The organism is Microbulbifer elongatus (assembly GCF_021165935.1).
In the GTDB taxonomy this organism is placed as follows: domain Bacteria; phylum Pseudomonadota; class Gammaproteobacteria; order Pseudomonadales; family Cellvibrionaceae; genus Microbulbifer; species Microbulbifer elongatus.
The window spans coordinates 2,152,410-2,175,363 of sequence record NZ_CP088953.1 but is presented as its reverse complement, the minus strand read 5'-3'; the positions used below and the strand labels follow the sequence as shown (position 1 = coordinate 2,175,363).

The following is a 22,954-nucleotide window of genomic DNA, read 5'->3' as shown; positions in this document are numbered from 1 at the left end:
AGAAAGTTTATTTTTCGAAGCAGCCGCAGCACCGCATTAATCTTCAGCTCCACCGACAGAACACTTTTAAAGAGAATTGGTAGTACGCCCGAAGTTGGATTTATTCCCTACCAATGGTTACCAGCCTGGAAATAGGCCAAGTTTTTAACAGCCTAGTAAATAATTGAGGCATGAGACTGAAAGGTCGAACGATTGACACAATTCGCATCTCATAAGAAAACGGCGAGAAATTTGATCAATCGATCAAAAAACAGGCAGAGAAAAAAGACAGATAAGGATGTTGGGAACAGTCAGTGTGTAAAGCAGTATGGAAAAGATGAGTTTTTGGGGCCTACTCTAAGGGCACCCCGATATGTGAAAGCGGGTAAATAGACTCAAGTAGCTAGATCAGTTACGAATTAACGCTCTCGCAAAGCTTCCCCCGCTTGATTAATTGGCTTAACAAGATAATCAAATATAGTTTTTGCACCAGTCTTTATATCTACTGAAGCAATCATCCCTGGAACGATTGGAAACTTTTTACCGGACTTGTTAATTAGGGCAGGCGCGTCCGTCAGGATGGTAACATGGTAATAGTACTCGTCCGGCTTGTTCTCATCCTGAATCGTATCGGGGGAAATCGTAACAACCTTTCCTTCCAGACCGCCAAAAATAGAATAGTCGTACGCGGTAATTTTAACTTTCGCACTTTGACCTGGGTGTATGTAGGCGATATCTCTTGGCGAAATCTTTGCCTCTACCAACAGACGGTCATCCAGAGGTACGATCTCCATCAAATGACCATTCGGCGGTATTACTCCGCCAATCGTTGTGACGGCGATATCTTTGACAATGCCCCGCACCGGTGACTTTAGCGTCAACCGCGTCAGAGAGTCTGACCGCCCCTCAATAATAGACCTAAGTGCTTCAACCTCCGCGCTGACGCTCGCTAGCTCTTCCCTCGCCTGAACCATATACTCGGATTTCGCTTCCTTAATCTTCAGCTCAAGTTCGGATTTTTGGCGACTTAGCCGAAGCACCTCCACACTACTCGCTGCGCCTGACTCTACAAGGTCCCGGGTTATCTTCAATTCACTTTTTACCAGGCTCAGCGATTCCTGCAAGCTTTCCAACGCATCCTGTAATCCATTCTGGCGGATAGTGTAGAGCTTTTTCTCTTTAGCGATCAGATTCTGGTATCCAGCAAGCTCTTCGGGAAAAATCAGCTTCCGACCGCTCACCTCTGCACTTAATCTAGCCGCACTAGCCAACGCCGCGCGAAATCGTGCTTCACTCTCATTGACATTGGAGCGAATTTTTGTGGGATCAAGTTGTGCGATGACCTGTCCTTGCTCGACGATATCCCCCTCCATTACCTTGAGTTCCGCGAGAATCCCCCCTTCCAGGGACTGGATGATCTGGGCACGGGACGTCGGTATTACTTTCCCACTCCCTCTAGAAACCTCATCCACTTCCGCAAAATACGACCAAGTAATAAGAGTTACCAGCAGCAACAAAAATATCCATACAATACGAGTCGACTTTGTCAGCCGAGCGTCGTCCAACTCCACATTGAAGTGCGCACCAGCATTCTGAAAATCAGCTTCCAGAATGGCAACACTACTTGCACTACGCGCTTTGTCATGAACAGTACCAATCGACGCGGGAACGAAATCCTGTTCACTAATACTACCGACGGCACGTTCGGACGATGAATGTTTATCGGAATTGTCAGTCATCAGCCAACTACCTCCTTACTACGGGTCGCGCGAGAGCTCGCCTGTGCCAGCCGGCTCAACGCATCCTCCTTCGGTGCATCGAGAACCAGCTCGCCATTCTCGACCACTAGAATTCGGTCCGCCAGCTGCAAAGTGCTGCTTCGATGCGTAGCAACTATCAGCGTTCTACCGTGCGCCCACTTTTGCAGTTTTCTTATAAAGCGCTTTTCGGTCATATCATCGAGCGATGCAGTGGGCTCATCCAGCAGCACAACACTCGGGTCGCGAATGAACAGCCGGGCCAGCAGTAACGATTGACGCTGCCCACCAGACATCCCGAGACCACCTTCGAGCACCATGTGATCCAACCCTTTCGACAGCTTGCGAACGAACTCCAATGCTCCGGACATATCCAGTGCCGCCACAATTTCCCGGTCCGTCGCACCGGGGGCTCCCAGCGTGATGTTTTCTCTCAATGTACCGTGAAAAAGACTCGAATTTTGCGTCAGTAACCCGATATCCCGTCGTGTATCCGCTGGATCAATATGCGCCAAACTTACATTCTCAAGGGTAATCTCACCTTGGTTTGCCTCGAGAATGCCGGACAATCCTTGTAGCAAGGTTGACTTACCTGCGCCATTTCGGCCAAGCACAGCGATTTTTTCCCCAGCACGGATATGCAGTTTCGATACTGTGAGTGCTGGCAAGGCACAGTCTGCGCTGTACTTGAAGACTGCCTGCGTCAACGTAAAATTGCCGGCAATATTGGGAATATGCACCCGCTTGCTCCCCTGCGGATGATCCACCGGTAGCTGCATTATCTGATCCAACCCTTTAAGGGCGTACTTTGCCTGCTGCCAGCGACTCAGCACCTGAGTGATCTGTGACATGGGCGCCATCATCCGAGAGCCCAATATAGATGCCGCAACCAGAGAACCCGTGGTCAAATCGCCAGCCATTACCATCGGCGCGCCGATCAGGACCACGACAGCAAATACAGACGTCTGGATATTCTGCGTCCAGGTTGTCAGCCGCCCAATCAGATTACGAAGCTTGAGGCTCGCCTCAGAGGTTACCGCGTTGTAGTGGTTCCATTGCTGCTGGAACCGCTGCTCAGCCTGTAGTGCCTTGATATCTTCCATTCCCTGAATGGTTTCAACCAACATTGCGTTTCTGAGGGCCGATTCCCGATTTGCCTCCGCGACCAGGCTGGAAAGCTTCTTCTGCGCGAGCAGCCCGGGTATTACTAATAGCACCAGAGCACCCAATGGCACCAGCGCCAGGGGACCCGCCACATACCACATGACAAACAGAAAAAGGAAAAAGAACGGAAAGTCTGCCAGGGCGAGAATGGTGGTCGAGGTAACCATTTCCCGAACCCGTTCAAGCTCTTTGATCTGCGAAATAAATACGCCGGTCGATTTCGGCTTCGCACTGTTGCGCAATCGCACCGCATGGCCGTATACCAGGTCAGACACGCGAATATCAGCGCGTTTACCCAGAAGATCCGTGATCTTTATTCGTGTTACCTGTAACAGAAAGGTGAAAACAATGGCGATTACGACACCGATAAAGAGCACATACAGTGTGGGCATGGATTCTGCAGGTATGACGCGGTCGTATACCTGCTTGGAGAAGAGGATACCCGCAAGCGCCAGAATATTTGCTGCGGTTGTAGCAATAACCACATGACCATACGGTTTGAGGTCTCTCAATATGATCGATCGAAACCAGTGCTTTTCCTGTGGCTTGATATAATCATCAACACGTACATCCGCGACATTGCTCGACGGTCTTAAAACGACCACCGATGTAACCTCTTTCTTCAGGATCTCAGCATCCACGGAGGTGTTGGCGCCCTCATCACCGCTGAATGCGAGCGCGACTTTACCGTCGCCGTCGATCGCCTCAATCACACCGACCTGGCCGCCCTTGAGTTGCACGACCAACGGCAAGCGCCATGGCGACAACATGCTTGAATTAAAGGTAGTGAAGCGGACGACCAAACCCGCTTGTCGGGCCATACTTCGGATGACGCTTTCCGTAGTTTCTTCGCCACTCCAGTTTCCGGCAATACGCACATTTTCAGCGGAAAAATCCAGACGATAGTATTTCGCCACCGATAATACAGCAGCCAGCCAGGGCGAATAATCAGTATTCAACGGCTCAGCATTTTTCATAAAACTCCGACTCACCCTTAGATTGCTCTGACGAAATGCCCCTTACGTATCCGGCGCTTATTCACGGCAGAATTTCTACACCCTGTACCTGTCGACCATCAAGATGAAAGGCGCGGCGGACTTGCCCCACGGTGTACAGGCAATCTACCTGCAGGCTATATAGATCATATTGTGTATTACTTTTTTCAATGCGAGCCTGTTGAACCTCTTCCTCCGAGTTCAGTAGCTCAACCAACGTCCGTGTCCCCAGTGCAGAGTACTGTTTTCTGTATAAATCCCGGGTTTCTTCGATTGCATGCAGGCGGGCATCGAGGATATTCAGGCTGCGCTCCAGTCCTACGCTCTGACTTTGGGCGATCCGAAGATCCCGGGCGACAGCAAGACGGGCATTATCTTTGGCCGCTTCCGCTGAACGCATCGCGAAGTTCGCGGCGTCGCGATTCGCATATAGTCGCCCCCCCTGATAGATGGGCATCGACAGGTTCAGAAATATGGCACTTTCATGATCATTTAGGGCGTTCACGTCCACATACTCCTGATCCAGATAGCTATTCACACTTCCGTCCAGGGAGAGAGTCGGCCACGATTGCGCGCGCGCCTCTTTCAATTGTGCTACCGCTTCGGCACGTTCGGCTTCTGCGACCAGTACCGCAGGTGCTGCGTTCGCCTGCAGAGGGTCTACCGAGCAGCCATTGACAATCGACTGGGGAACGCCGTTTTTCAAAACAACAGGTTGCTCCACGCCCATCAGATTCTGCAAAACACTGCGCCACCGATTAAGTTGGGCGATGGTCTGCTGACGGTTAGCCCTTGCAGATTCGATACGCGCTTGTGCCTGCAGGACATCTGACCGCGAGCTCGCACCACGTTGGTTGCGCATGGTTACCAGGTTGGAAATCGCTGAAACACCCTCGATCTGCGCGTCGGCAGAATCGACGAGAGATTGGTAACGGAGAACCTCAATCGCCGCTTGCGCGGTATCACGTGCAATCGTATCTATTTGTTGTAAAACACGTGCCTGGGATGCCCTTGCCCCAGCGGTGGCGGCGTCGACGCTGCCCGCGATTTTCCCGAAATCATAAAGGACCTGAGATACGTACAGCTGTACTGCGTGACCATCTCCATTTCCTTCGTTCTCTGTTTCATACCCTCCTACGACACCGACACTGACTTGTGGGAAATAGCCAGCGCGAGCGGCGCGGATATTCTCCTGTTGGCGGTGTAGTTCACCCACAGATTCGCCAACTGCCGGATGCCACCCCACCGCCTGCTGGACAGCATTTGTCATGTTTATCTGCAGGCTGGCGGTACTCGATGAGATCCCCGGATTGAGTGGTTGTGCGTTGAATAGCGGATTAACGCTCACTTCGCCCTGGAGCTGACCCGGGCTGATGGACTCCGTTTCAATCTGCGCGGCGCTGTCGGCTATTGCGACGGAAGCGCCCACAATCAGGCTAGAGACCAGAAACGGTAGAAGAAAATGGGGTTGGCGGTCATTACGACGCTCAGCCATCCGTAGCTTGCGGTGATCGTATCGCTGGCTCACATTTATTCACTTTTTTGTGCCGCAACTGAATCGCTTTCTGGCGACCCTGCGCTCTTGGGCCCTGTGCGGAAATTTATTTCTATTGCCGCATAAAGTTTAGCTCAATAAAAAAGCACCGGGTTTTTAGCCCGGTGCTTGTGGCGCCAAAGTAGTCGGCCATGTTGATCAATCTTTGTCAGAACTCGTGTACACCGCCTTGCTGCCAAAGACTTTCGGTAGTGTCATGAAATTCAATCGCCACCACTTCCGACGAAGAGTCGTCCGGCAAATTAGACAGAGTACCGGTACTCAGCAGATCTAGTGATGGTTCAAATGCTTCGTGACTGTCGAAATAATCAACTAATAAGTCCCCTAAACCAATGGCGGCGACGTCCTGTGTACCGCTCTCAACGGCCGTATTAAACGGGTCCTCACAACAGCATTCATTCCTAAAATAGATACCAAGTACCGATTCGAGGCCCAGCTCGATACTTTCTTCCATCAGAGTTTCTATGTGCTCTTCCGTTAACGGATCTGGGCATGGAATCGGGTTGCCGTATTGGTCAACTAGCGAGTACGCGATATCAATATCAACGTCCAAATTTAGCTCGCAAGTCTCCTCGTTTATCACCTTGTCAAAATCAATCTCAATATCGACGTCGAACTCACTTCCCTTGTATACAAAATCAAACGAATACTCGAAATCACTATCTGAATCCGCGTCTGCATCTGCATCTGAATCGGCGTCAGCGTCACATTCGAGCTCTACGTCGACATTGACATTGATTTCACATTCCTTGTCGCAGTCGGCATCGGCATCGGCATCCGCATCGGCATCAGCATCAGCGTCGGCATCGGCGTCAGCATCCGCATCGGCGTCAGCGTCGGCGTCAGCGTCGGCGTCAGCGTCGGCGTCAGCGTCGGCATCTGCATCGGCATCGGCATCGGCATCGGCATCCGAATCGGCGTCTGCGTCGGCATCGGCATCGGCGTCTGCATCGGCATCGGCATCGGCATCGGCATCGGCATCGGCATCGGCATCGGCATCGGCATCGGCATCAGCATCGGCATCGGCATCAGCATCGGCATCTGCGTCTGCGTCTGCGTCTGCGTCTGCATCGGCATCTGCGTCTGCATCGGCATCTGCGTCTGCATCGGCATCTGCGTCTGCGTCTGCATCGGCATCTGCGTCTGCATCGGCATCTGCGTCTGCATCGGCATCTGCGTCTGCGTCGGCATCTGCGTCGGCATCTGCGTCGGCATCTGCGTCTGCGTCGGCATCGGCATCGGCATCGGCATCGGCATCCGCATCCGCATCCGCATCGGCATCCGCATCGGCATCTGCGTCTGCGTCGGCATCGGCATCGGCATCGGCATCCGCATCCGCATCCGCATCGGCATCCGCATCGGCATCCGCATCCGCATCGGCGTCGGCATCTGCATCGGAGTCCGCGTCTGCGTCGCTATCCGGTGCAGGAGGAGGGGCGGGGGGAGGCACAGGGATGGGTCCGAACGGAGTCGGCTTCAGGAAAGGTTCAAATATTCCGCGCTCATTATTATCATCGTTGTCATCATCCACCGCGTGAGCGATGGCGGCAATCCCTAATGCCGAAAGCCCCGCCCATACCCAAGGGCAAACGACTTCGCCCGTGGGAGGAACAACCCCCGCCAGGTCCGCGCTACTGCTCACCTGTGCCATGGAGAAAATAGATCCGTCTGCACCTTTCTGCGCAAGCAGAACCGTACCCGAATCAGGGTCTTCCAAAAACAGGTCACTTTGAGCATCGGTCGCGTCTGCGAGATAGAAATTCTCAATTGTGACTATTTCACCAGAGGCGAGCTGAACTATCAGATCGTCCCCAGCCCTGGAGAAAGCGCGAATTTCATCTTGCGCTAACTGGAGTTTTACGAACCCTGGTGCATCTAAAACCACGTGGGTGGATTCGAATGAACTCAAGGCGCCGCTAGACTTGTCGACTACCTGGGTTTGCATCCTGCATACCTTTTCTTTCCATCGCTTTCTGATGGACCCCAAAGAATGTGATGACAGCCACACCTCCGAAGCGATCACCACCTGCACAATATGTGTAATTTTTAATCACACATACTTTGGTATGGATGAGTTATTCGAATTTTTCAAGTTAAGGGCGGTCGTCTAAAAAAAAGAATATATGCAGGCGAGGAAGATATTGGCGCCAGAATCTCAATATACCCGCCTCGAAATCTGACACTGCTCACAAATTAATCAGAACTTCATCGACGCTCGGTTCCTCAGAGCGTCAGGAGAAGAGGCTTCACGCCACCGGGCCCCTCCTGTCATCGAAATAGCTGCAGACACCTATGAACAGGAAACGCCAATAGAGGAGTCTGCCGAGCATCTCTTCCATTAAGAAGAAGCCCCCTGTTCGGGGGCTAAGATAAAAGGCGGCTGAAACCATTCAGGGAACGGCTGGTTAGCAAACGGACTGAACGCGAGCTTTTTCTTCAGACTCATCCCCGTGGCTGGTCACGGCGTCATCGGAGATCGGTGCAGCCGCTACAGGAAGCGCAGCAACTTTGGACGCAAACACGTACAAAAGCATAACCACAAGACACAAGATGAAGGTTGCCAGATATAACACCTGCCCGCCCCAATACTGAATGGTAATACCGCCGACCAATGGCGCACTCGACCAACCGAATGCATACAGGCTGGTAGCACCAAAGTAGCTACCTCGAAGATTTGCAGGCGCCATACGATCTATTTGCACACTCATATTTGGAAACAGAATTGCCTCTGCCACACTGATGAGAAATGTCGCTCCGAGCCAGCCGTAAAACCATTGGATTGGGTTGAATGCAAACCAAACCTGCCCCAACGCCAACACCATGAGTCCAAAAATAATGCGGTGATTAACCTCCAGATCGCGCATCAAGCGCAACAAGGGGAACTGCAAGAACACGATGGTCAGCGCATTTATCAGAATCATGCTGGAAATGAGCGACACGATACCGGGCGCATCATTGACTGTCAGGTACTGGATCAGGCTCGAGTCCATGTGAGCATAGATAAACAAGGCGAGAATATTCGCGGAAATTGTCACCAGAAATACTTTATCTCGCGCAAGCACCCGCACGGTACTGGCAAAGCTTGAACTGCCAGCCGTCCCCTTGGGGGTCTCAGATCCTGGTCGTATAGACGCAAAGGCCCACATGAAAGCAACAAACAGCCCGAGGTAACTCAGTGCTGTGATACTGAATGTTGTCTGCTGAGCACTGATTCCCACCCATACGCCGATCATTGGCCCCAGGGCACTCCCCGCATTGATCAGAAAATAGCGAAACTGCAGCGCCAGTTCTCGCACACGCGTATCGGAAATCAGATCACCAAACATCGCCATGGCGGGTGGTTCCCATACCGAGCGCCCTACTGCACTCAGCGTAATTGCCACCACGAACCCCTCAATGCTATCGGCCACCGCAAGTAAGAAGAAGGCGATCACATTGATAAAGGTGCCGGCTAGAAGCAGAATTTTTCGACCGAACCGATCAGATAGAGATCCAGTATAAAAGCCAAGCACCGCGGCACACATTGCCGAGATACTGAGTACCGCACCGATCACCCCAGGGCCTAGTGCGAACTTTTGATGCAGCATTACAGCGAGAAAAGGCCACACCATAAAGTAGGTACCACGACCGAAAAAACTGCCAATCAATACGACCCATATCAAAGGCGGTAAGCCATAAAGCGATTGCCACCACTGCCTGTCCATGCCGATTTCTCCCAAATTAGCGGCAAAAAAAACCCGGAGGCCAAGGCTCTCCGGGTTTTCTGTGGAGAGTCTTGGGAAAACCCTCCAGTACGATTCAGTTTGACTGTCAGGTTAACAATTTACGGGCCTTACGCAGTTTGCGTGCGGTACACGCAATGGCAGCACGTACATGCGCCATGACGGAAAAGCCGGTGCCCACGGAATAGGCGCATAGAAGAGTAGGTAGTGCGCCCGCGGATATAGTGTGAGCCACAGGACAAGCCAGAACATTTCGCTGATCATCAGACACAGCGCTATCTGCAGTCACGAAAAGGTGACGCAGACGTACAGGGGCAGTGCCAAATAATTTGATCAACATAGATTGAATGCTCTGATTGAAAGCCGCTCAACGGTGATCGTCACTATGAGCGTTTCGATGACAACAGGACAGTTACTTTTTAATCATATCTCAACAGTTGACCGATGCAACCGTAATTTTCGGCGAATCGACAGAAACATTTCTTTCACAAATGGTGCCCGAATTCCCAAATATGACAGCTTCTATACTGAGAGTGACCTAAGACAGCACCTGCCCGACACTTGAATCCACGTCACTATCGCCAGTTGCTGGAAATGACTACTACGCAGGACACAACACTGATGCAGCACCCGAGAAACGACAGTCTATTGGTAGAAGCGCCCTGTGGCGCAATCCGGGGAAAATTGGACGATCAACTTTCGGTAAAGCAGTTTCTGGGGATTCCCTATGCTCGCCCGCCCGTAGATGAGCTGCGCTGGCGGGCACCTCAGCCACTATCCCCGTGGCATGATGTACTGGAGGCAACTCGCTATGGTATGCCTGCGCCACAAAACCCATCATCTCTGTTTGAAATTCGTGGTCCCAACGGAGAGCAACCGGAATCAGAAGACTGCCTTTACCTGAATATCTACGCACCCCTGAGCCCCCAACAGGAAAAGCTGCCAGTCATGGTGTGGATTCACGGTGGTTCCTTTTACCTCGGCTCAGGTAGTCAGGCGCTTTACGACGGCAAGTACCTGGCAGCAAGTGGCCGCGCCCTGGTGGTAACGTTGAATTACCGGTTGGGCGTGTTCGGCTTTCTGCGCTTATGTGACATTAGCGACCTGCCAGCCACAGGTAACGAAGGCCTGATGGATCAACTGGCGGCACTGCGCTGGGTGCAGGAGAATATCAGCGCGTTTGGCGGCGACCCCGCCAACATTACCTTGTTTGGCGAGTCCGCTGGTGCGATGAGCATCGCTTCGCTATTCTCCGCCTGCCCTCAGCAACGCGAGCCTCTGTGCGGCAATCTGTTTCATAAAGCAATTGTGCAGAGCGGCAATCCGGGTGTTTACCATCAACCGGAACACGCAACCCAGTTGGCAGAGTCTTTTCTGGAAGCGCTACACAGTGACAGCCGAGCGCCCATACACACGCTCACCGTACCACAGCTATTGAAGGCACAAGCGGCCATTATTGACGCCCCCTGCACAGATCAGCGCTGGGGGCACCTGCCATTCAAGCCTGTTCAGGATGGACAGTTCCTGCAGAGCGCCCCGGTGGACGCCTTGAAAAACCCCGCGGCGGCGAATGTCGCGATGATGGTGGGAAGCAATAGCGACGAATGGAATCTTTTCAGTGCTGCACGACCGGAGACGTTTACCCTGGACGACCAGCAAATCCGCGGCCACTTACAGCATGTCATTCCAGAAGCCAAGATTGCCCCACTACTGGAGTACTACCGCGCGCGCGCGGAGTCCATGCCGGAGAATCCATGGCCACTGTGGAGCCGCACCTGGAACCTGATGTTAACCGATATGGTATTTACCGTTCCTGGACTGAGGCTACTCGGTGCCCATCAGGGAAAACGGTATCACTATCACTTTACCCACCCGTTGAGCGCACAGCCCTTGTTAGGGGCCTGCCACGCCGCCGAGCTGGGCTTTGTATTTGGCACACACGCCGCAGAGGATCTGGCACATTTTTACGGTGGGGAAGCCGAGCCCCACCCCCTTAGTGAATCCATGCGGGATGCCTGGTTGAATTTCGCGGAATCCGGCGAGCCCGGCACAGACTGGCCCGATTATGATAGGGGGCACAGTAAACAGTTTGGTAGCCAGTCCGATAGAACGCTCAACCCGGAGGCTCTACAGACCCTTTGGGCAGATCTCGATGATCACCAACTACGCGGTTTTCTATAAAGCGCGTAAAATCGGGGCTCCCGCTGATCTACGGAGTATCCCACATTGCACAAAATCGTACTGATTCGCCACGGTGAGGCAGCCAAGTCACCCACGGATGGTGATCCCGGCCTCACCGGTCTGGGACGACAACAGGCTATGGAACTAGCGCAGGATCTGCAGCGACAGTACCCCGATGGTAGCGGAGTACGACTGATCAGCAGCCCAAAGGCCCGTGCACGACAGACTGCGATGCCGGTATCCCGACTGTGGCGGAAGCCGCTGATTGAGCGAGATGATTTTATCGAGATCCCCTCACCACAGGGGATCCCGCTCGCTGAGCGGGGGAACTGGATTCAGACATTTCTTGATAGTGACTGGGGCAACCTGACCTCAGAGCAAGCCCTGTGGCGAACTGGGCTCATGCGGGCATTGTCCGGACTGGGGAAAGACAGCGCAGCTAAAACCACTCTGGTGTTCTGTCACTTTTTGGTGATCAACGCAGTCGTTGCGGCGATACGCAAGGATGAACGTGTCACCCAGTTCCTGGCCGATTACACCTCACAAACCCGCCTGAATCTGGATCCGGATAGCGGTGCGCTCAGTATCGAGGCACTTGGGCGAGAGCGGACCGACCGAAATCAGATCCGCTAACCCGCCGTGACCCGCGGGAGCCCTGTAAACGGCTCCCGTGGAATGCTCACTCAATCCGCAAGACTTTTACTAACGACCTCGTAGAGGTCCCGTGACAGTTCGCCGCTTTCGCGGACGGTCTTCAGTGCCGCCTGAACCTGTGTGGACTCTTCCGCTCGGTACTTGCGCCACCGAGTCAGTGGCGTCACGATCCGCGCAGCGATCTGGGGATTCAGTTTATCCAGAGCGATCACCTGTTCTGCGAGAAACGCGTAACCGCTGCCATCCGGCGCATGGAACTGTGCAAAGTTCCGCATCGCGAAGCCACCAATAACCGCTCTTACCTTATTCGGGTTTTTGAACTCAAAGGCACTGTGTTGCATAAGCGCCCGTACACGATCCAGAGTTCCGAATGTGGGACTGCTACTCTGCAGTCCAAACCAGGTTTCCACCACCTGTGTGTCCTGCTGCCATTGTCGGTAAAACGCATCCAGGTGCGCCTGCGCTTTGTCCGCCGGACCGAACTCAACCAGGGCCGCCAGTGCCGCGGCACTATCGGTCATGTTGTCATCGCGGGCCAACTGGGCCTCCGCCAGGGCCAGCATCTCCTGGTCGCCAGTGGCGCACAGGTAAGACAGACAGGTGTTTTTCAGACTCCGTTCGGCAATATCACTGGCCGTCGGGCAGTAGGGTTTTTGGACATTCAGTGCTTCATAGCGTGCCCGGAACTGCGGTTTCAGTGTTTTGGCGACTCCGTCCCGTACAAAGTTACGCGCGGCAATAATCGCAGGGGCATCAATTTCACCGCCCTGCTCTGTCAGTTCCTGCGCGCTCGGTAGTGCCAACATCTTCGCCACCAGCGCAGGATCAAGCCGGGTATTCTCCAATACCGCTGAGAGCCCATCGATCAGGGATTCTGGCAGTTCCAGCTCTGTCCCATTCCGGTAAGCTTGCTGCAACGAGGAAAGCGCATCAAAAGCAAGGCGCTGCCCCGCATCCCACTGATTAAACGGATCGCTATCGTGACGCATCAAAAAGAGCAATTGCTCCACACCGTAGCCGTAGCGCAACTTGACTGGTGCCGAGAAGCCCCGCAACAGTGAGGGTAATGGCCGCTCCGGAATATTGCCGAATACAAACTCCTGACAGGGTTCCGTGACATGTAGAACACACTCCACTTCACCGGAGGAATCCAGCGGCAATGCACTGCCGCTCCTACCAAGTAAAGCGATAGACACCGGAATGTGCAGTGGCAATTTGTCTACCTGCCCCGGCGAATCAGGCGTGTGCTGTCGAATAGTCAGACGGTACTCCTGAGTTTCCATGTCGTAGGTATCTTCGACATCCAGCACAGGGGTCCCAGCCTGACTGTACCAGCGGCGGAATTGCTGGAGGTCCGCACCATTGGCATCTTCCATGGCCACGATGAAGTCCTCACAGGTAACGGCTTGGCCGTCGTGGCGCTCGAAGTAAAGATCGCTACCACGACGAAATCCTTCGGCACCGAGAATCGTGTGGATCATCCGCACAACCTCCGCGCCCTTTTCGTACACGGTAAGAGTGTAGAAATTGGAAATTTCCATATAGGAGTCCGGGCGCACCGGGTGCGCCATGGGCCCAGCGTCCTCCGCGAACTGCGCGGTGCGTAGCAGAGTGACATCCTCAATACGTTTTACCGCGCGGGAATTCATGTCCGCAGAAAATTCCGCATCGCGGAATACGGTGAAGCCTTCTTTCAGGCTCAGCTGAAACCAGTCACGACAGGTGACCCGGTTACCGGACCAGTTGTGAAAATATTCGTGAGCGACAATGGCTTCGATACGCTGGAAAGCAGCATCGGTTGCCGTTTCCGGGCTTGCCAGTACACAGGCGGAATTGAAGATATTCAGCCCTTTATTTTCCATGGCCCCCATATTGAAATGATCCACCGCTACGATCATGAAGATATCAAGATCGTACTCCCGGCCGTATACCTCTTCATCCCACTTCATGGAGTGCTTCAGTGAGGTCATCGCATGTTCACACTTGCCGATATTCTTGGGTTCTGTATACAGCTGCAACGTCACTTCACGGCCGCTACAGGTGATAAACCGGTCTTCTACAAACTGCAGGTCCCCGGCGACCAGGGCAAACAGATAGGAGGGCTTCGCAAAGGGGTCTTCCCAGGTCACGGTGAGACGGCCATCCGCCGTGGTCCCGCTGTCAATTTTATTTCCGTTTGACAGCAGTACCGGGTAGTTCGCTGGCGCAACAATGGTGGTAGTAAATACACTCATCACATCCGGGCGGTCCGGATAGAAAGTAATCTTACGAAAGCCTTCCGCCTCACACTGGGTACAGTACATACCATTGGAGAGATACAACCCCTCCAATGATGTGTTGGCCTCCGGCGCTATCCGTGTCTGAACTTCCAGCACAAATGCGGACTTATCCACATTGAGTAATAACCCCCCTGGTTTTTCTGTATAGCGATGGGCAGGTAGTAACTCACCGTCGATCGCAATGGACAGAAGCTCAAGGTCTACGCCATCAAGCCAAAGTGCCGGTAACGTATCAGTGCCATTCGCATCTGGATTGCGCCGCACAGACAGGCGCGATTTGACCAGGGTGGCGTGCGGGTCCAGGTCGAATGTGAGTTCGGTACGATCCACCAGATACTCAGGCGCCCGGTAGTCTTTCAGATAAATAGTGCGTGGCTGTGTGTCTTTCATTTCCAACAATCTCTTGCAATACCTGTGGGCCCCAAGAAGTCGGCGCCCGCCTTCCATAAGCTTCGCGGTTCAATACCCCGCGGCGTGCCCATCTTTGCGACTTTCCGATGCGCCGTGATAGACACCGTTTTCCGCTTTCAGGATGCCCTGATAGCCGCCGTAGGGGCCACTTTCGAAGCGAATCTTGTGCCCCATCTGCACCAGTCTGCGCCGGGTTTCCATAGGAAAGCCGTCCTCCAGACTGATGTAGCCGCCGTCCTCCATCAACTCATCCGTGGGCTGACTGGAGCCGCTGTGTAGAATACGTGGCGCATCCCCGGCTTCCTGAACATTGAGGCCGAAGTCCACCATATTGATGACGATCTGCGCATGCATTTGCGGCTGAGTAGCGCCCCCCATGACACCAAAGCTCAACCAGGGCTTCCCATTCCTGGTAACGAAGGCCGGGATGATGGTATGAAATGGGCGTTTGCCCGGTTGATACTGATTGAAATGGCCTTCCTTGAGGCTGAACATCTCACCACGGTCCTGCAAAATAAATCCGAGTTCTCCCGGCGTCATCCCCGAGCCCATACCCCGGTAGTTGCTCTGGATCAAAGACACCATATTGCCGTCTTGATCGGCGGTGGTGAGATAGATGGTATCGCCATGTCGCAAAGCGACATTTCCCGCATCATAGTGCTTGGCAGCTTTGTCGGGGTTGATGAGTTTGCGACGTTTCTCCGCATAGGATTTTGAGATCAGTTCCTTCACTGGCAGCTGATTGAAATCGGGGTCCGCGTAATATTTCGCACGATCCTCGAAGGCCAGTTTCTTTGCTTCCACAAACAGGTGTACGTATTCCGGACTGGTACGCCCCAGCTTCTTCAAGTCAAAACCTTCCAGAATATTCAGTATCTGCAAAGCGGCAATACCCTGCCCATTGGGCGGCAATTCCCACACATCGTAGCCGCGATAGTTGGTGGATACTGGCTTGACCCAATCAGAGGTATGGCTGGCCAGATCCTCATAGGAAAGGAACCCGCCATTCTGTTTCATATAGCGGTCGATCTCGCGCGCGATATCCCCTTTATAAAAAGCGTCACGGCCACCGTCAGCGATTTTCTGTAAAGTCTTCGCCAGACGCGGGTTGCGGAACAGGTCTCCCTCAGCCGGTGCTTTGCCCCCGGGCATAAAAGTATCGCGAAAACCGGGAAATTTCTCGAGAATCGGTACAGAGCGGTTCCAATAGTAGGCAACCAGCTGAGTAACAGGAAAGCCTTCGTTCGCGTATCGGATTGCCGGTGCCAGCAGCTGCTCCATAGGCAACCGACCAAATTTCTCGTGCAATGCGAACCAGCCGTCCACTGCACCGGGCACGGACACCGGCAGTGGACCATGAGACGGGATTTTCTCCAGATTATTGTCGGCAAAATACTCGAATGGCAGAGGCTTTGGCGAGCGGCCGCTGGCATTCAAACCGTGGAGCTTTTTATCTTCAGCACTCCAGACAATGGCAAACAGGTCACCACCTATCCCGTTACCGGTTGGCTCCATCAGCCCCTGCACCGCGTTGGCAGCAATGGCAGCATCAACCGCACTGCCACCCTGTTTGAGGATATCCAGAGCCACCTGAGTCGCGAGCGGCTGGCTGGTGGCAGCCATCCCCTGGGTAGCCAGTACAGGAGAGCGGCTGGCGAACCCCTCTCCGTTAACGCGGTCATACCCATATACACCGGCGCTGAACGCCAGCGTGGCGACAAATGCACCAATGGCACGCATTGCTGCGGTTGCCGTGCACCAACTTCTATACCTGCGGCCGCTTTGCAACGAAGCTGCTGAACCATTGCGGGCCAGACGGGAGATAAAAACTGTCATCTCGAGTTTCACAATTACTGTTCCTATCGTTATTCTCAGAGCAAGTCTCTCCGTATTAGACAGGCCGGTCAACCGAGGTATATGTGCGTCTTGTGTCCCGTATCGTTAAATTGGCCGCGATTTCAGCGGCCGCTCTGGCTCTGCTCGCAGCAAGTCTCTGGGTCACGCGATATTTCTGGGTTCCGGCACTGATAAGCCGTCAGCTGGACGGCCTGTCTGTTACCGGGCTAGACGGTTTTACCCTGGCGCACACCAACCGGGGCGTTCGCGCGGATATTCAACGTCTCACTCTGACGTCAGACGATCAGTACACCATTCACTTGCATGGTATTCGCATTACGGAGCTGACCGCACTCATCCACACACTGACAATCTCCCGCCCCAATCCCCCACCGGCCAGGTCGGAGCTCTCCATTGCCCGGGTTTCTATCGCCCCCGCACCCGGCTCACCGGGCAGAGCTGGAAGTGCCGGGGCGAGTGCCAAAGATGCTCCAGCACCTGTGCCACCGGGTGACGACACTAAGACAGACACACAATCTTCATCTGCTCGAGATCAAACCAGCGAAAAGACACCCCAGCAGGGTTCGATCGCTGACCTGCTGGCTCGCCTGCGTCATCTGCCGCTACACAAACTGACACTGACAGAGATACGGTGGCCGGACCTACTGGCGGGACACCTTTCCTTTATCGCGGAGCAGCCAGAAGCTGGCCAACTGAGGGGCAGACTACAAGCTTCGCAGTGCGTTCAGTGTGCGCTGAATCTCGGCGTTGAAACCAGCAACGACTCTGCGCTGTTGACACTCAGTTTCACTGAGCACAATCAACCCATCGCACAACTGGAAGCCGGGCTTTCCCGGGGAGAGCCTTCCGCAGCAGATACCGCGAAGACCAGGTGGCAAATTGCGACGCAATTGACGTTGGAGGCGGAACGTCTACCGGAACTTCTCGATAAAGCCGGCATTCACGGAACGCGTCTGAAGACCTGGCTCGAGTACCCGGATTCGGTGAAGGGACAGCTGGCACTTGAGGTCGCGGGTTCACTGCCGAATCAGCCTTCCCAGGCCACTGACCTCACGCAGGTCCGCGCGTCCATCCGCTCCCAGGGGCTGTCGATGCGTTTACCCGATGACATTCTGGGGATGCCCATTCTCTTGTATTTTTCGGCCATCAATCCGGTCAATATAGAACTGCACTCCCTGGTACCGCTATCGGCTGCGTCCATCGCAGGAGAAACACGCATTCGCGCTTCCCTGGCGCCGGAGTCAAACCATAGTCCTGCGCCGCTGTTCGAAAGTGATGTTACTTTTGCGACCGAGGGTAACATTCCCCGTGTCGGCTTCACCGGACGTACACACCTTGCCCAAATATTCCGGCTCCGGAATACCGAACGCTGGCGGACCCTCGGCATTGAACTACCCATCGCTCACGCACAGGGTACACAGACCATTACCGGCGGGTTTTATCTACCCGGTATTGACGGCCTTTTCGCGCAGCAAGAGAAATTCGCAATTGATCATTTCGTCGCGGAAGTGACGTTAAGCGATGCCATTACCTTCCACTACACGCCGCCCTCCGATGCAAATCCGTTGCACGCTATTCAATGGAAAAGCGCCTGGATACAGGCTACAGGTCACAGTCCAGTGCAACTGTCCGCACCCAAACTGCCCGGCCCCATGAGCCTGTCCCTGCCGGCATTATCGGTACTGGCACAACCCACTTCTCTACTCGTGTCCGCTGCCGAGCCGGCAGTCGTGAGCGGCCAGTTCAACGACATTCAGTGCACCGGGCTTCCCCAGCTGAATTGCTCGCTCCGGGCAGAAGCCACGCTTGGTGAGCTGACATTGGGTGCCGCCAAAGCAAGCGTCGCCGGGGCACACCTGTCGCTGGAGCAAATCGCGCTCAGTACGGCAGAAGACCACACTCTGAAGATTGGATTAAGCGCATTCGATCTCACCGCAGACACGATGAGCGCCGAGGCGCTCTCCCTGCAAAACCCGGAACTGTTCGCGCAACAGACCAGCTGCACGCTCCGAGAGGGACGCACTCGTTGTAGCGCTCCACAGATAGCAATAAGCCTGGACCCTCTGCGAATGGACGACAATCGACTGCAGGGGCTCATCTTCCTGGACGACCTGTCATTGACCCGTGAGCGCGAGCAGCCACAGAAATTCAGTGTCGAAACCGCTTTTCGCGGTGAGAAGCTCAGTATTCGGGGCCTTGACCAATACGAGAGTACGATGTCGGTCAACGGGAAGCTGGCATTCCGCGACCAGACATTGTCCGGCACAAACGCGATTACTGCCGGACCACTGACTCTGCACATGACCTGGGAGCACAATCTGTTAGACGCTCAGGGCAGTCTTCAGGCGCGTATCCCGGAAAGCACATTTTCACCAAAGCATCCGCTGTCCAGTGCAATAGAAGGCCTTCCCATCGATCTTGTGGAAGGATCAATAAAAGCCGACGGTCAATTCCACTGGCCCGGTGTCAACAGAGACCACCTCAATATTCAATTGAAGGATACGGCGCTACAGTACAACAGCAGCTTTGCGGTGGGCATCAACGGAAATGTTGCCCTGAAACCCATCAATGGCCATTGGGCGACCGCGCAGCCCACGCCCATTTCCATCGAGCAGGTGGATACAGGCATCGCGATCAAAAACGTCCATTTTGCGTTATCGCTGAGTGAGACGGGGGATCTCACACTGGGCGACTTCTCGGCAGAGCTGCTGGAAGGCGCACTGACATCCAACAGCCTGGTATGGAACATCCAAGGCGAGGAGCGAAACTCGCAACTCCAGTTTACCGGGCTGGCGATCGGCGCCCTTGCCCGTGAAATGGAGTCCACAAACTTCGCTGCCAGTGGCTTACTCGACGCCAACATTCCACTCACTACCGACCGCCAGGGTATCACGGTCGAAAAAGGCACTGTGCAGTCGCGCCCTCCGGGGGGACGGCTGCGTTACTACGGCGCATTCTCCCCGTCCATGCTGGGCAGCAACCCACAACTCAAGCTTCTTGCCGGCGCGCTGGAAGATTACAATTATCGCGACATTCATGGCACCATTGACTACCCACTGAGCGGTGGCCTGACATTGAACCTGAAGCTTACCGGGCGCAGCAAGGCCATCGACGCCAATCGGGATCTGATTATCAATCTGAACCTGGAGAACAACATCCCCTCAATGCTCCGATCGCTCCAGGCGAGCCGTGACCTCACGGATGTACTTGAGCGGGAGATACAATAGCACCAGAGTCGGACCTGCCGAGGCATCCCCCGCCGGCTTTGCCCAGCGGGGACACTGTTCAGGTACGGTTAATCAGACACTATCTATAGTGATCATCAACTGCTCCCAGGTGACTCGGTTCGGGCCGGATCGCGACACAGAGGCCTGGCGACCAACAACCTGAGAGACACAGGAGTTCATCAGTGAAGCAATCAGGAATATTCAAACGGCTCGCCGTATGCGGGGTGCTATTGTTCGGGGGTATGGTTACCGCCGCGTGCACCCCTACAGTGGCGGTTCAGGCGCCCAGCGAACCGATCACTGTCAATCTGAATGTAAAGATCGAGCATGAAATCCGCGTACGAGTGGACAAAGAGCTTGATGACCTGTTTGAGGATAAGGAAGGGATTTTCTAAAGCCCCGGCTGAAGAAACCCCCGCATCGAATGAGAGAAGGAGTCGAGACAATGTCCGGATACCCGTCCATGAAAAAACTGTTGAGCGGCCTGCTTGGCCTTACCCTGCTTATCGCCCTGCCCGCCAGTGCACTCTCACTGAAAGAGGCACAATCCAAAGGATTGGTGGGTGAGGCAAACAGTGGTTATATTGCCGTCGTACAGGATGGCACCCCTGAAGTAGAAAAGCTCGTGGCGGAAGTCAACAATAAGCGCAAGCGGGAATACGCGGCGATCGCCAAGCGCAACAATATCGATATCAATCAGGTTGCCGCCCGCGCCGCAGAGAAGCTGGAAGCGCGCTTGTCCAAAGGCGAGTACTACCAGGACAACCTGGGGCGCTGGAAGCAAAAATAGGCGCTACCCACACCACAGCCCTCCCAATAAAAAAACCCGCAAACGGATGTTTGCGGGTTTTTCAGGAGGCTGTCCAGGCGTCTTGTCAGGCCATTACAGATTGGCAAACAGTGACATGCCATCCAGTCCCTGACTTTCCATCACTTCGCGCAGGCGTTTCAGGGCATCCACCTGAATCTGACGGACACGTTCGCGGGTCAGGCCAATTTCACGCCCCACTTCCTCAAGGGTACTGGCCTCATAGCCACGCAGACCGAAGCGGCGGGAAACGACTTCACACTGTTTGTCCGGCAGCTCACCCAGCCAACGATTGATGCTGTCGAACAGGTCGGTGTCCTGCAGCAGCTCCGCGGGATCTGACTCCTGCTGGTCCGGGATGGTATCCACCAGGGTCTTTTCCGACGAAGGGCCTATGGGAGTATCCACCGAAGTGACACGCTCATTCAGGCCGAGCATCCGCTCTACATCCTCGACCGGCTTTTCAAGCAGATTGGCGATCTCTTCAGCTGTCGGCTCGTGATCCAGTTTCTGCGCCAACTCACGGGATGCGCGCAGGTACACATTGAGCTCTTTTACCACATGAATGGGCAGTCGGATGGTCCGCGTTTGATTCATGATGGCGCGCTCGATGGTCTGACGAATCCACCAGGTCGCGTAGGTGGAAAACCGGAATCCGCGCTCGGGGTCAAACTTTTCTACGGCGCGAATCAAGCCAAGGTTGCCCTCTTCAATCAGGTCCAGCAGTGCCAGGCCACGGCTGACATAACGGCGGGCGATCTTCACAACCAATCGCAGGTTACTCTCGATCATGCGCTTGCGCGCAGCCGCGTCACCGCGCAGCGCTTTGCGTGCGTAGTAGACCTCTTCTTCTGCAGTCAGCAGGGGAGAAAAACCGATTTCATTGAGATATAGCTGGGTAGCATCCAGATTCTTCTGTCCGTGAGAATCTTCGAGCTTTCGGGAGGGTGTTTTTTGCGAGGCGCTTTTTGCTGTTGTCGTTGTTGTTTTTTTAGGTGAGATTGTTTCGGAGCTTTTTTTAGCCGTTTTGCTCCGGCTGCGGCTTGTTTTACTTTCCTTAATGGATTCTTCCTGATCCATTGCTTCAGGTGATAGTTCCGCTCTTGCACCAATGTCCAGGTGATCGTGACGTTGTGCTTCCATTTCCCCAACTCCTTGTACTTTGCCTGTATCAGCCGCATGACAACGCGCGATCGCTGAATCGGTCGCTGTCCGATGCGACAGCCTCCGTTCCCGGCACCTCACCGTCGCTACCCTCGTTGGCAACTTCTCGGTGAGTGAGGTCACTGCAGGGCAGTTACTGCCGATCCCGGTGACTACCTCAAGTGGTTATAAATAAAAGTCCATTTTTATTACACAACAGCGTAAAGACAGGGAGCTGACTCCGCCTACTGAGGGGATACGCAAGTCCGGACGATCATGGTAGATAAACCAGCGGATCAACCGGCTGACCATTCTTGCGAATCTCGAAGTGGAGCATATCGCGGTCGGTACCACTCGAACCCAGTTCCGCTATCCGTTGCCCCGCTCTGATCTTCGCCCCCTCGCCAACAAGCAGCTTGTCGTTGTGGGCATAAGCACTGAGGAATTCCTCGCTGTGCTTGATGATCAAAAGTTTGCCGTAACCTCTCAGTGCGCTTCCGGCGTAAATCACTGTGCCGTCCGCTGCTGCCTGAACAGATTCCCCCTTTTTCCCGGCGATATCAACACCCTTGCGCAAGGGGTTGTTGGCCTGGTAGCGCGCCAGGATGCGTCCCCGCACCGGCCAATGCCACTTTATGTCAAAATTGTTTCTGTCCGAAATTGACGATTTCTTCACGACTTTGGCGGGAATTTTTTTCGGGCTAACCACGGTCTTACGGGTCACCTTTTTCGGTGTTCGTGCTTGCTTCACCGGCTGTGTACGTACCGGTGCTGGCACACGCCCCGTGAGCGCAAGTCGTTGCCCGGGGAAGATCCGGTAGGGTGCGGCAATACGGTTTATCGCCGCTAATTCCTTAAAATCCCTGCCATATCGCCACGCAATGGAGTAAAGAGTCTCCCCCTTGCTCACCGTGTGGTGCTGGATTTTCTGGCTGGGAGGCTGATTGAGCGATGTGGTGGGAGCCAGGTTACTGGTACAGGATACCATCAATATCGACGCGCAAAGCACGAGTAGGCGAGAACCCCGAAAAAACGGACAAAGGCACAAAATTCCTCTACCAAAGGCGAAAAACCGGTCTTTGAAATGTCGAATATTGCGCCGTTTCATTATTCTCTTTTTACATCAAAGGTGGGCATTTATGGAAAAAGTGTCTAAAGAAAACCACTATTTCATCGCCTGTTGACGGGCATTAAATCTGCCTTTTTCCCGATCACCGAACAA

At 54.1% G+C, this 22,954-nt stretch carries 14 protein-coding genes; 5 read left to right on the top strand and 9 right to left on the bottom strand.

The genetic code is table 11. The features are described 5' to 3' along the window. Positions 1–398: 398 nt before the first annotated feature. The 5 genes from LRR79_RS08925 to LRR79_RS08900 form a co-directional block, all read right to left on the bottom strand. On the bottom strand, positions 399–1,718 hold the full coding sequence (locus LRR79_RS08925) for an HlyD family type I secretion periplasmic adaptor subunit (protein WP_231756877.1): 1,320 nt from the start codon (positions 1,716–1,718) through the stop codon (positions 399–401). Next, complete coding sequence (locus LRR79_RS08920) at positions 1,718–3,877, bottom strand: type I secretion system permease/ATPase (protein ID WP_231756876.1); 2,160 nt, start codon at positions 3,875–3,877, stop codon at positions 1,718–1,720. The genes LRR79_RS08925 and LRR79_RS08920 overlap by 1 nt, the downstream gene beginning before the upstream one ends. A 61-nt stretch (positions 3,878–3,938) precedes the next feature. Further along, on the bottom strand, positions 3,939–5,423 hold the full coding sequence (locus LRR79_RS08915; RefSeq protein ID WP_231756875.1) for a TolC family outer membrane protein: 1,485 nt from the start codon (positions 5,421–5,423) through the stop codon (positions 3,939–3,941). Positions 5,424–5,598: 175 nt separating this feature from the next. Next, on the bottom strand, positions 5,599–7,395 hold the full coding sequence (locus tag LRR79_RS17300) for a BapA/Bap/LapF family prefix-like domain-containing protein (RefSeq protein ID WP_269455065.1): 1,797 nt from the start codon (positions 7,393–7,395) through the stop codon (positions 5,599–5,601). Positions 7,396–7,855: 460 nt separating this feature from the next. Continuing rightward, positions 7,856–9,154 (bottom strand): MDR family MFS transporter, encoded by a 1,299-nt coding sequence (locus tag LRR79_RS08900; RefSeq protein ID WP_231756874.1) that lies wholly within the window; start codon positions 9,152–9,154, stop codon positions 7,856–7,858. Positions 9,155–9,793: 639 nt separating this feature from the next. On the opposite strand from LRR79_RS08900, the gene LRR79_RS08895 reads away from it, so the two are divergent. Beyond that, positions 9,794–11,353 (top strand): carboxylesterase/lipase family protein, encoded by a 1,560-nt coding sequence (locus LRR79_RS08895; RefSeq protein ID WP_231756873.1) that lies wholly within the window; start codon positions 9,794–9,796, stop codon positions 11,351–11,353. Between the two features lie 45 nt (positions 11,354–11,398). After that, the gene (locus LRR79_RS08890; protein ID WP_231756872.1) at positions 11,399–11,986 is read left to right on the top strand and encodes a histidine phosphatase family protein; all 588 of its coding nucleotides are present in this window, start codon (positions 11,399–11,401) and stop codon (positions 11,984–11,986) included. 50 nt (positions 11,987–12,036) lie between these two features. Here LRR79_RS08890 and pepN read toward each other — a convergent pair whose 3' ends face one another. Continuing rightward, positions 12,037–14,676, bottom strand: coding sequence for an aminopeptidase N (gene pepN / locus LRR79_RS08885; protein WP_231756871.1), 2,640 nt, complete (start codon positions 14,674–14,676; stop codon positions 12,037–12,039). Between the two features lie 69 nt (positions 14,677–14,745). Further along, positions 14,746–16,437 (bottom strand): gamma-glutamyltransferase, encoded by a 1,692-nt coding sequence (ggt, locus tag LRR79_RS08880; protein ID WP_231756870.1) that lies wholly within the window; start codon positions 16,435–16,437, stop codon positions 14,746–14,748. A gap of 188 nt (positions 16,438–16,625) precedes the next feature. Here ggt and LRR79_RS08875 point away from each other — a divergent pair, with 188 nt between their 5' ends. The 3 genes from LRR79_RS08875 to LRR79_RS08865 all read left to right on the top strand — a co-directional run bounded on the left by LRR79_RS08875 (position 16,626) and on the right by LRR79_RS08865 (position 20,571). Next, on the top strand, positions 16,626–19,781 hold the full coding sequence (locus LRR79_RS08875; RefSeq protein ID WP_231756869.1) for an intermembrane phospholipid transport protein YdbH family protein: 3,156 nt from the start codon (positions 16,626–16,628) through the stop codon (positions 19,779–19,781). Between the two features lie 182 nt (positions 19,782–19,963). After that, positions 19,964–20,176, top strand: a complete 213-nt coding sequence (locus LRR79_RS08870; RefSeq protein WP_231756868.1) for a YnbE family lipoprotein — start codon at positions 19,964–19,966, stop codon at positions 20,174–20,176. 68 nt (positions 20,177–20,244) lie between these two features. After that, a complete protein-coding gene (locus LRR79_RS08865) occupies positions 20,245–20,571 on the top strand; it encodes a YdbL family protein (RefSeq protein WP_231756867.1) in 327 nt (108 codons plus the stop codon). Between the two features lie 93 nt (positions 20,572–20,664). On the opposite strand, the gene rpoS is transcribed toward LRR79_RS08865, so the two are convergent. Both rpoS and LRR79_RS08855 read right to left on the bottom strand, forming a co-directional pair. Beyond that, the gene (rpoS, locus tag LRR79_RS08860; RefSeq protein WP_231756866.1) at positions 20,665–21,732 is read right to left on the bottom strand and encodes an RNA polymerase sigma factor RpoS; all 1,068 of its coding nucleotides are present in this window, start codon (positions 21,730–21,732) and stop codon (positions 20,665–20,667) included. A 274-nt stretch (positions 21,733–22,006) separates the two neighbouring features. Then, entirely contained in the window at positions 22,007–22,840 is an 834-nt protein-coding gene (locus LRR79_RS08855) for a peptidoglycan DD-metalloendopeptidase family protein (protein WP_231756865.1), read from the bottom strand. Positions 22,841–22,954: the final 114 nt, after the last annotated feature.

Bases quoted from the DNA above. Each gene is read 5' to 3' on its own strand.
- LRR79_RS08925 (WP_231756877.1), bottom strand. From the start codon at position 1,718: ATGACTGACAATTCCGATAAACATTCATCGTCCGAACGTGCCGTCGGT.
- LRR79_RS08920 (WP_231756876.1), bottom strand. From the start codon at position 3,877: ATGAAAAATGCTGAGCCGTTGAATACTGATTATTCGCCCTGGCTGGCT.
- LRR79_RS17300 (WP_269455065.1), bottom strand. From the start codon at position 7,395: ATGCAAACCCAGGTAGTCGACAAGTCTAGCGGCGCCTTGAGTTCATTC.
- LRR79_RS08900 (WP_231756874.1), bottom strand. From the start codon at position 9,154: ATGGACAGGCAGTGGTGGCAATCGCTTTATGGCTTACCGCCTTTGATA.
- LRR79_RS08895 (WP_231756873.1), top strand. From the start codon at position 9,794: ATGCAGCACCCGAGAAACGACAGTCTATTGGTAGAAGCGCCCTGTGGC.
- pepN (WP_231756871.1), bottom strand. From the start codon at position 14,676: ATGAAAGACACACAGCCACGCACTATTTATCTGAAAGACTACCGGGCG.
- ggt (WP_231756870.1), bottom strand. From the start codon at position 16,437: ATGCGTGCCATTGGTGCATTTGTCGCCACGCTGGCGTTCAGCGCCGGT.
- LRR79_RS08865 (WP_231756867.1), top strand. From the start codon at position 20,245: ATGAAAAAACTGTTGAGCGGCCTGCTTGGCCTTACCCTGCTTATCGCC.
- rpoS (WP_231756866.1), bottom strand. From the start codon at position 21,732: ATGGAAGCACAACGTCACGATCACCTGGACATTGGTGCAAGAGCGGAA.
- LRR79_RS08855 (WP_231756865.1), bottom strand. From the start codon at position 22,840: ATGAAACGGCGCAATATTCGACATTTCAAAGACCGGTTTTTCGCCTTT.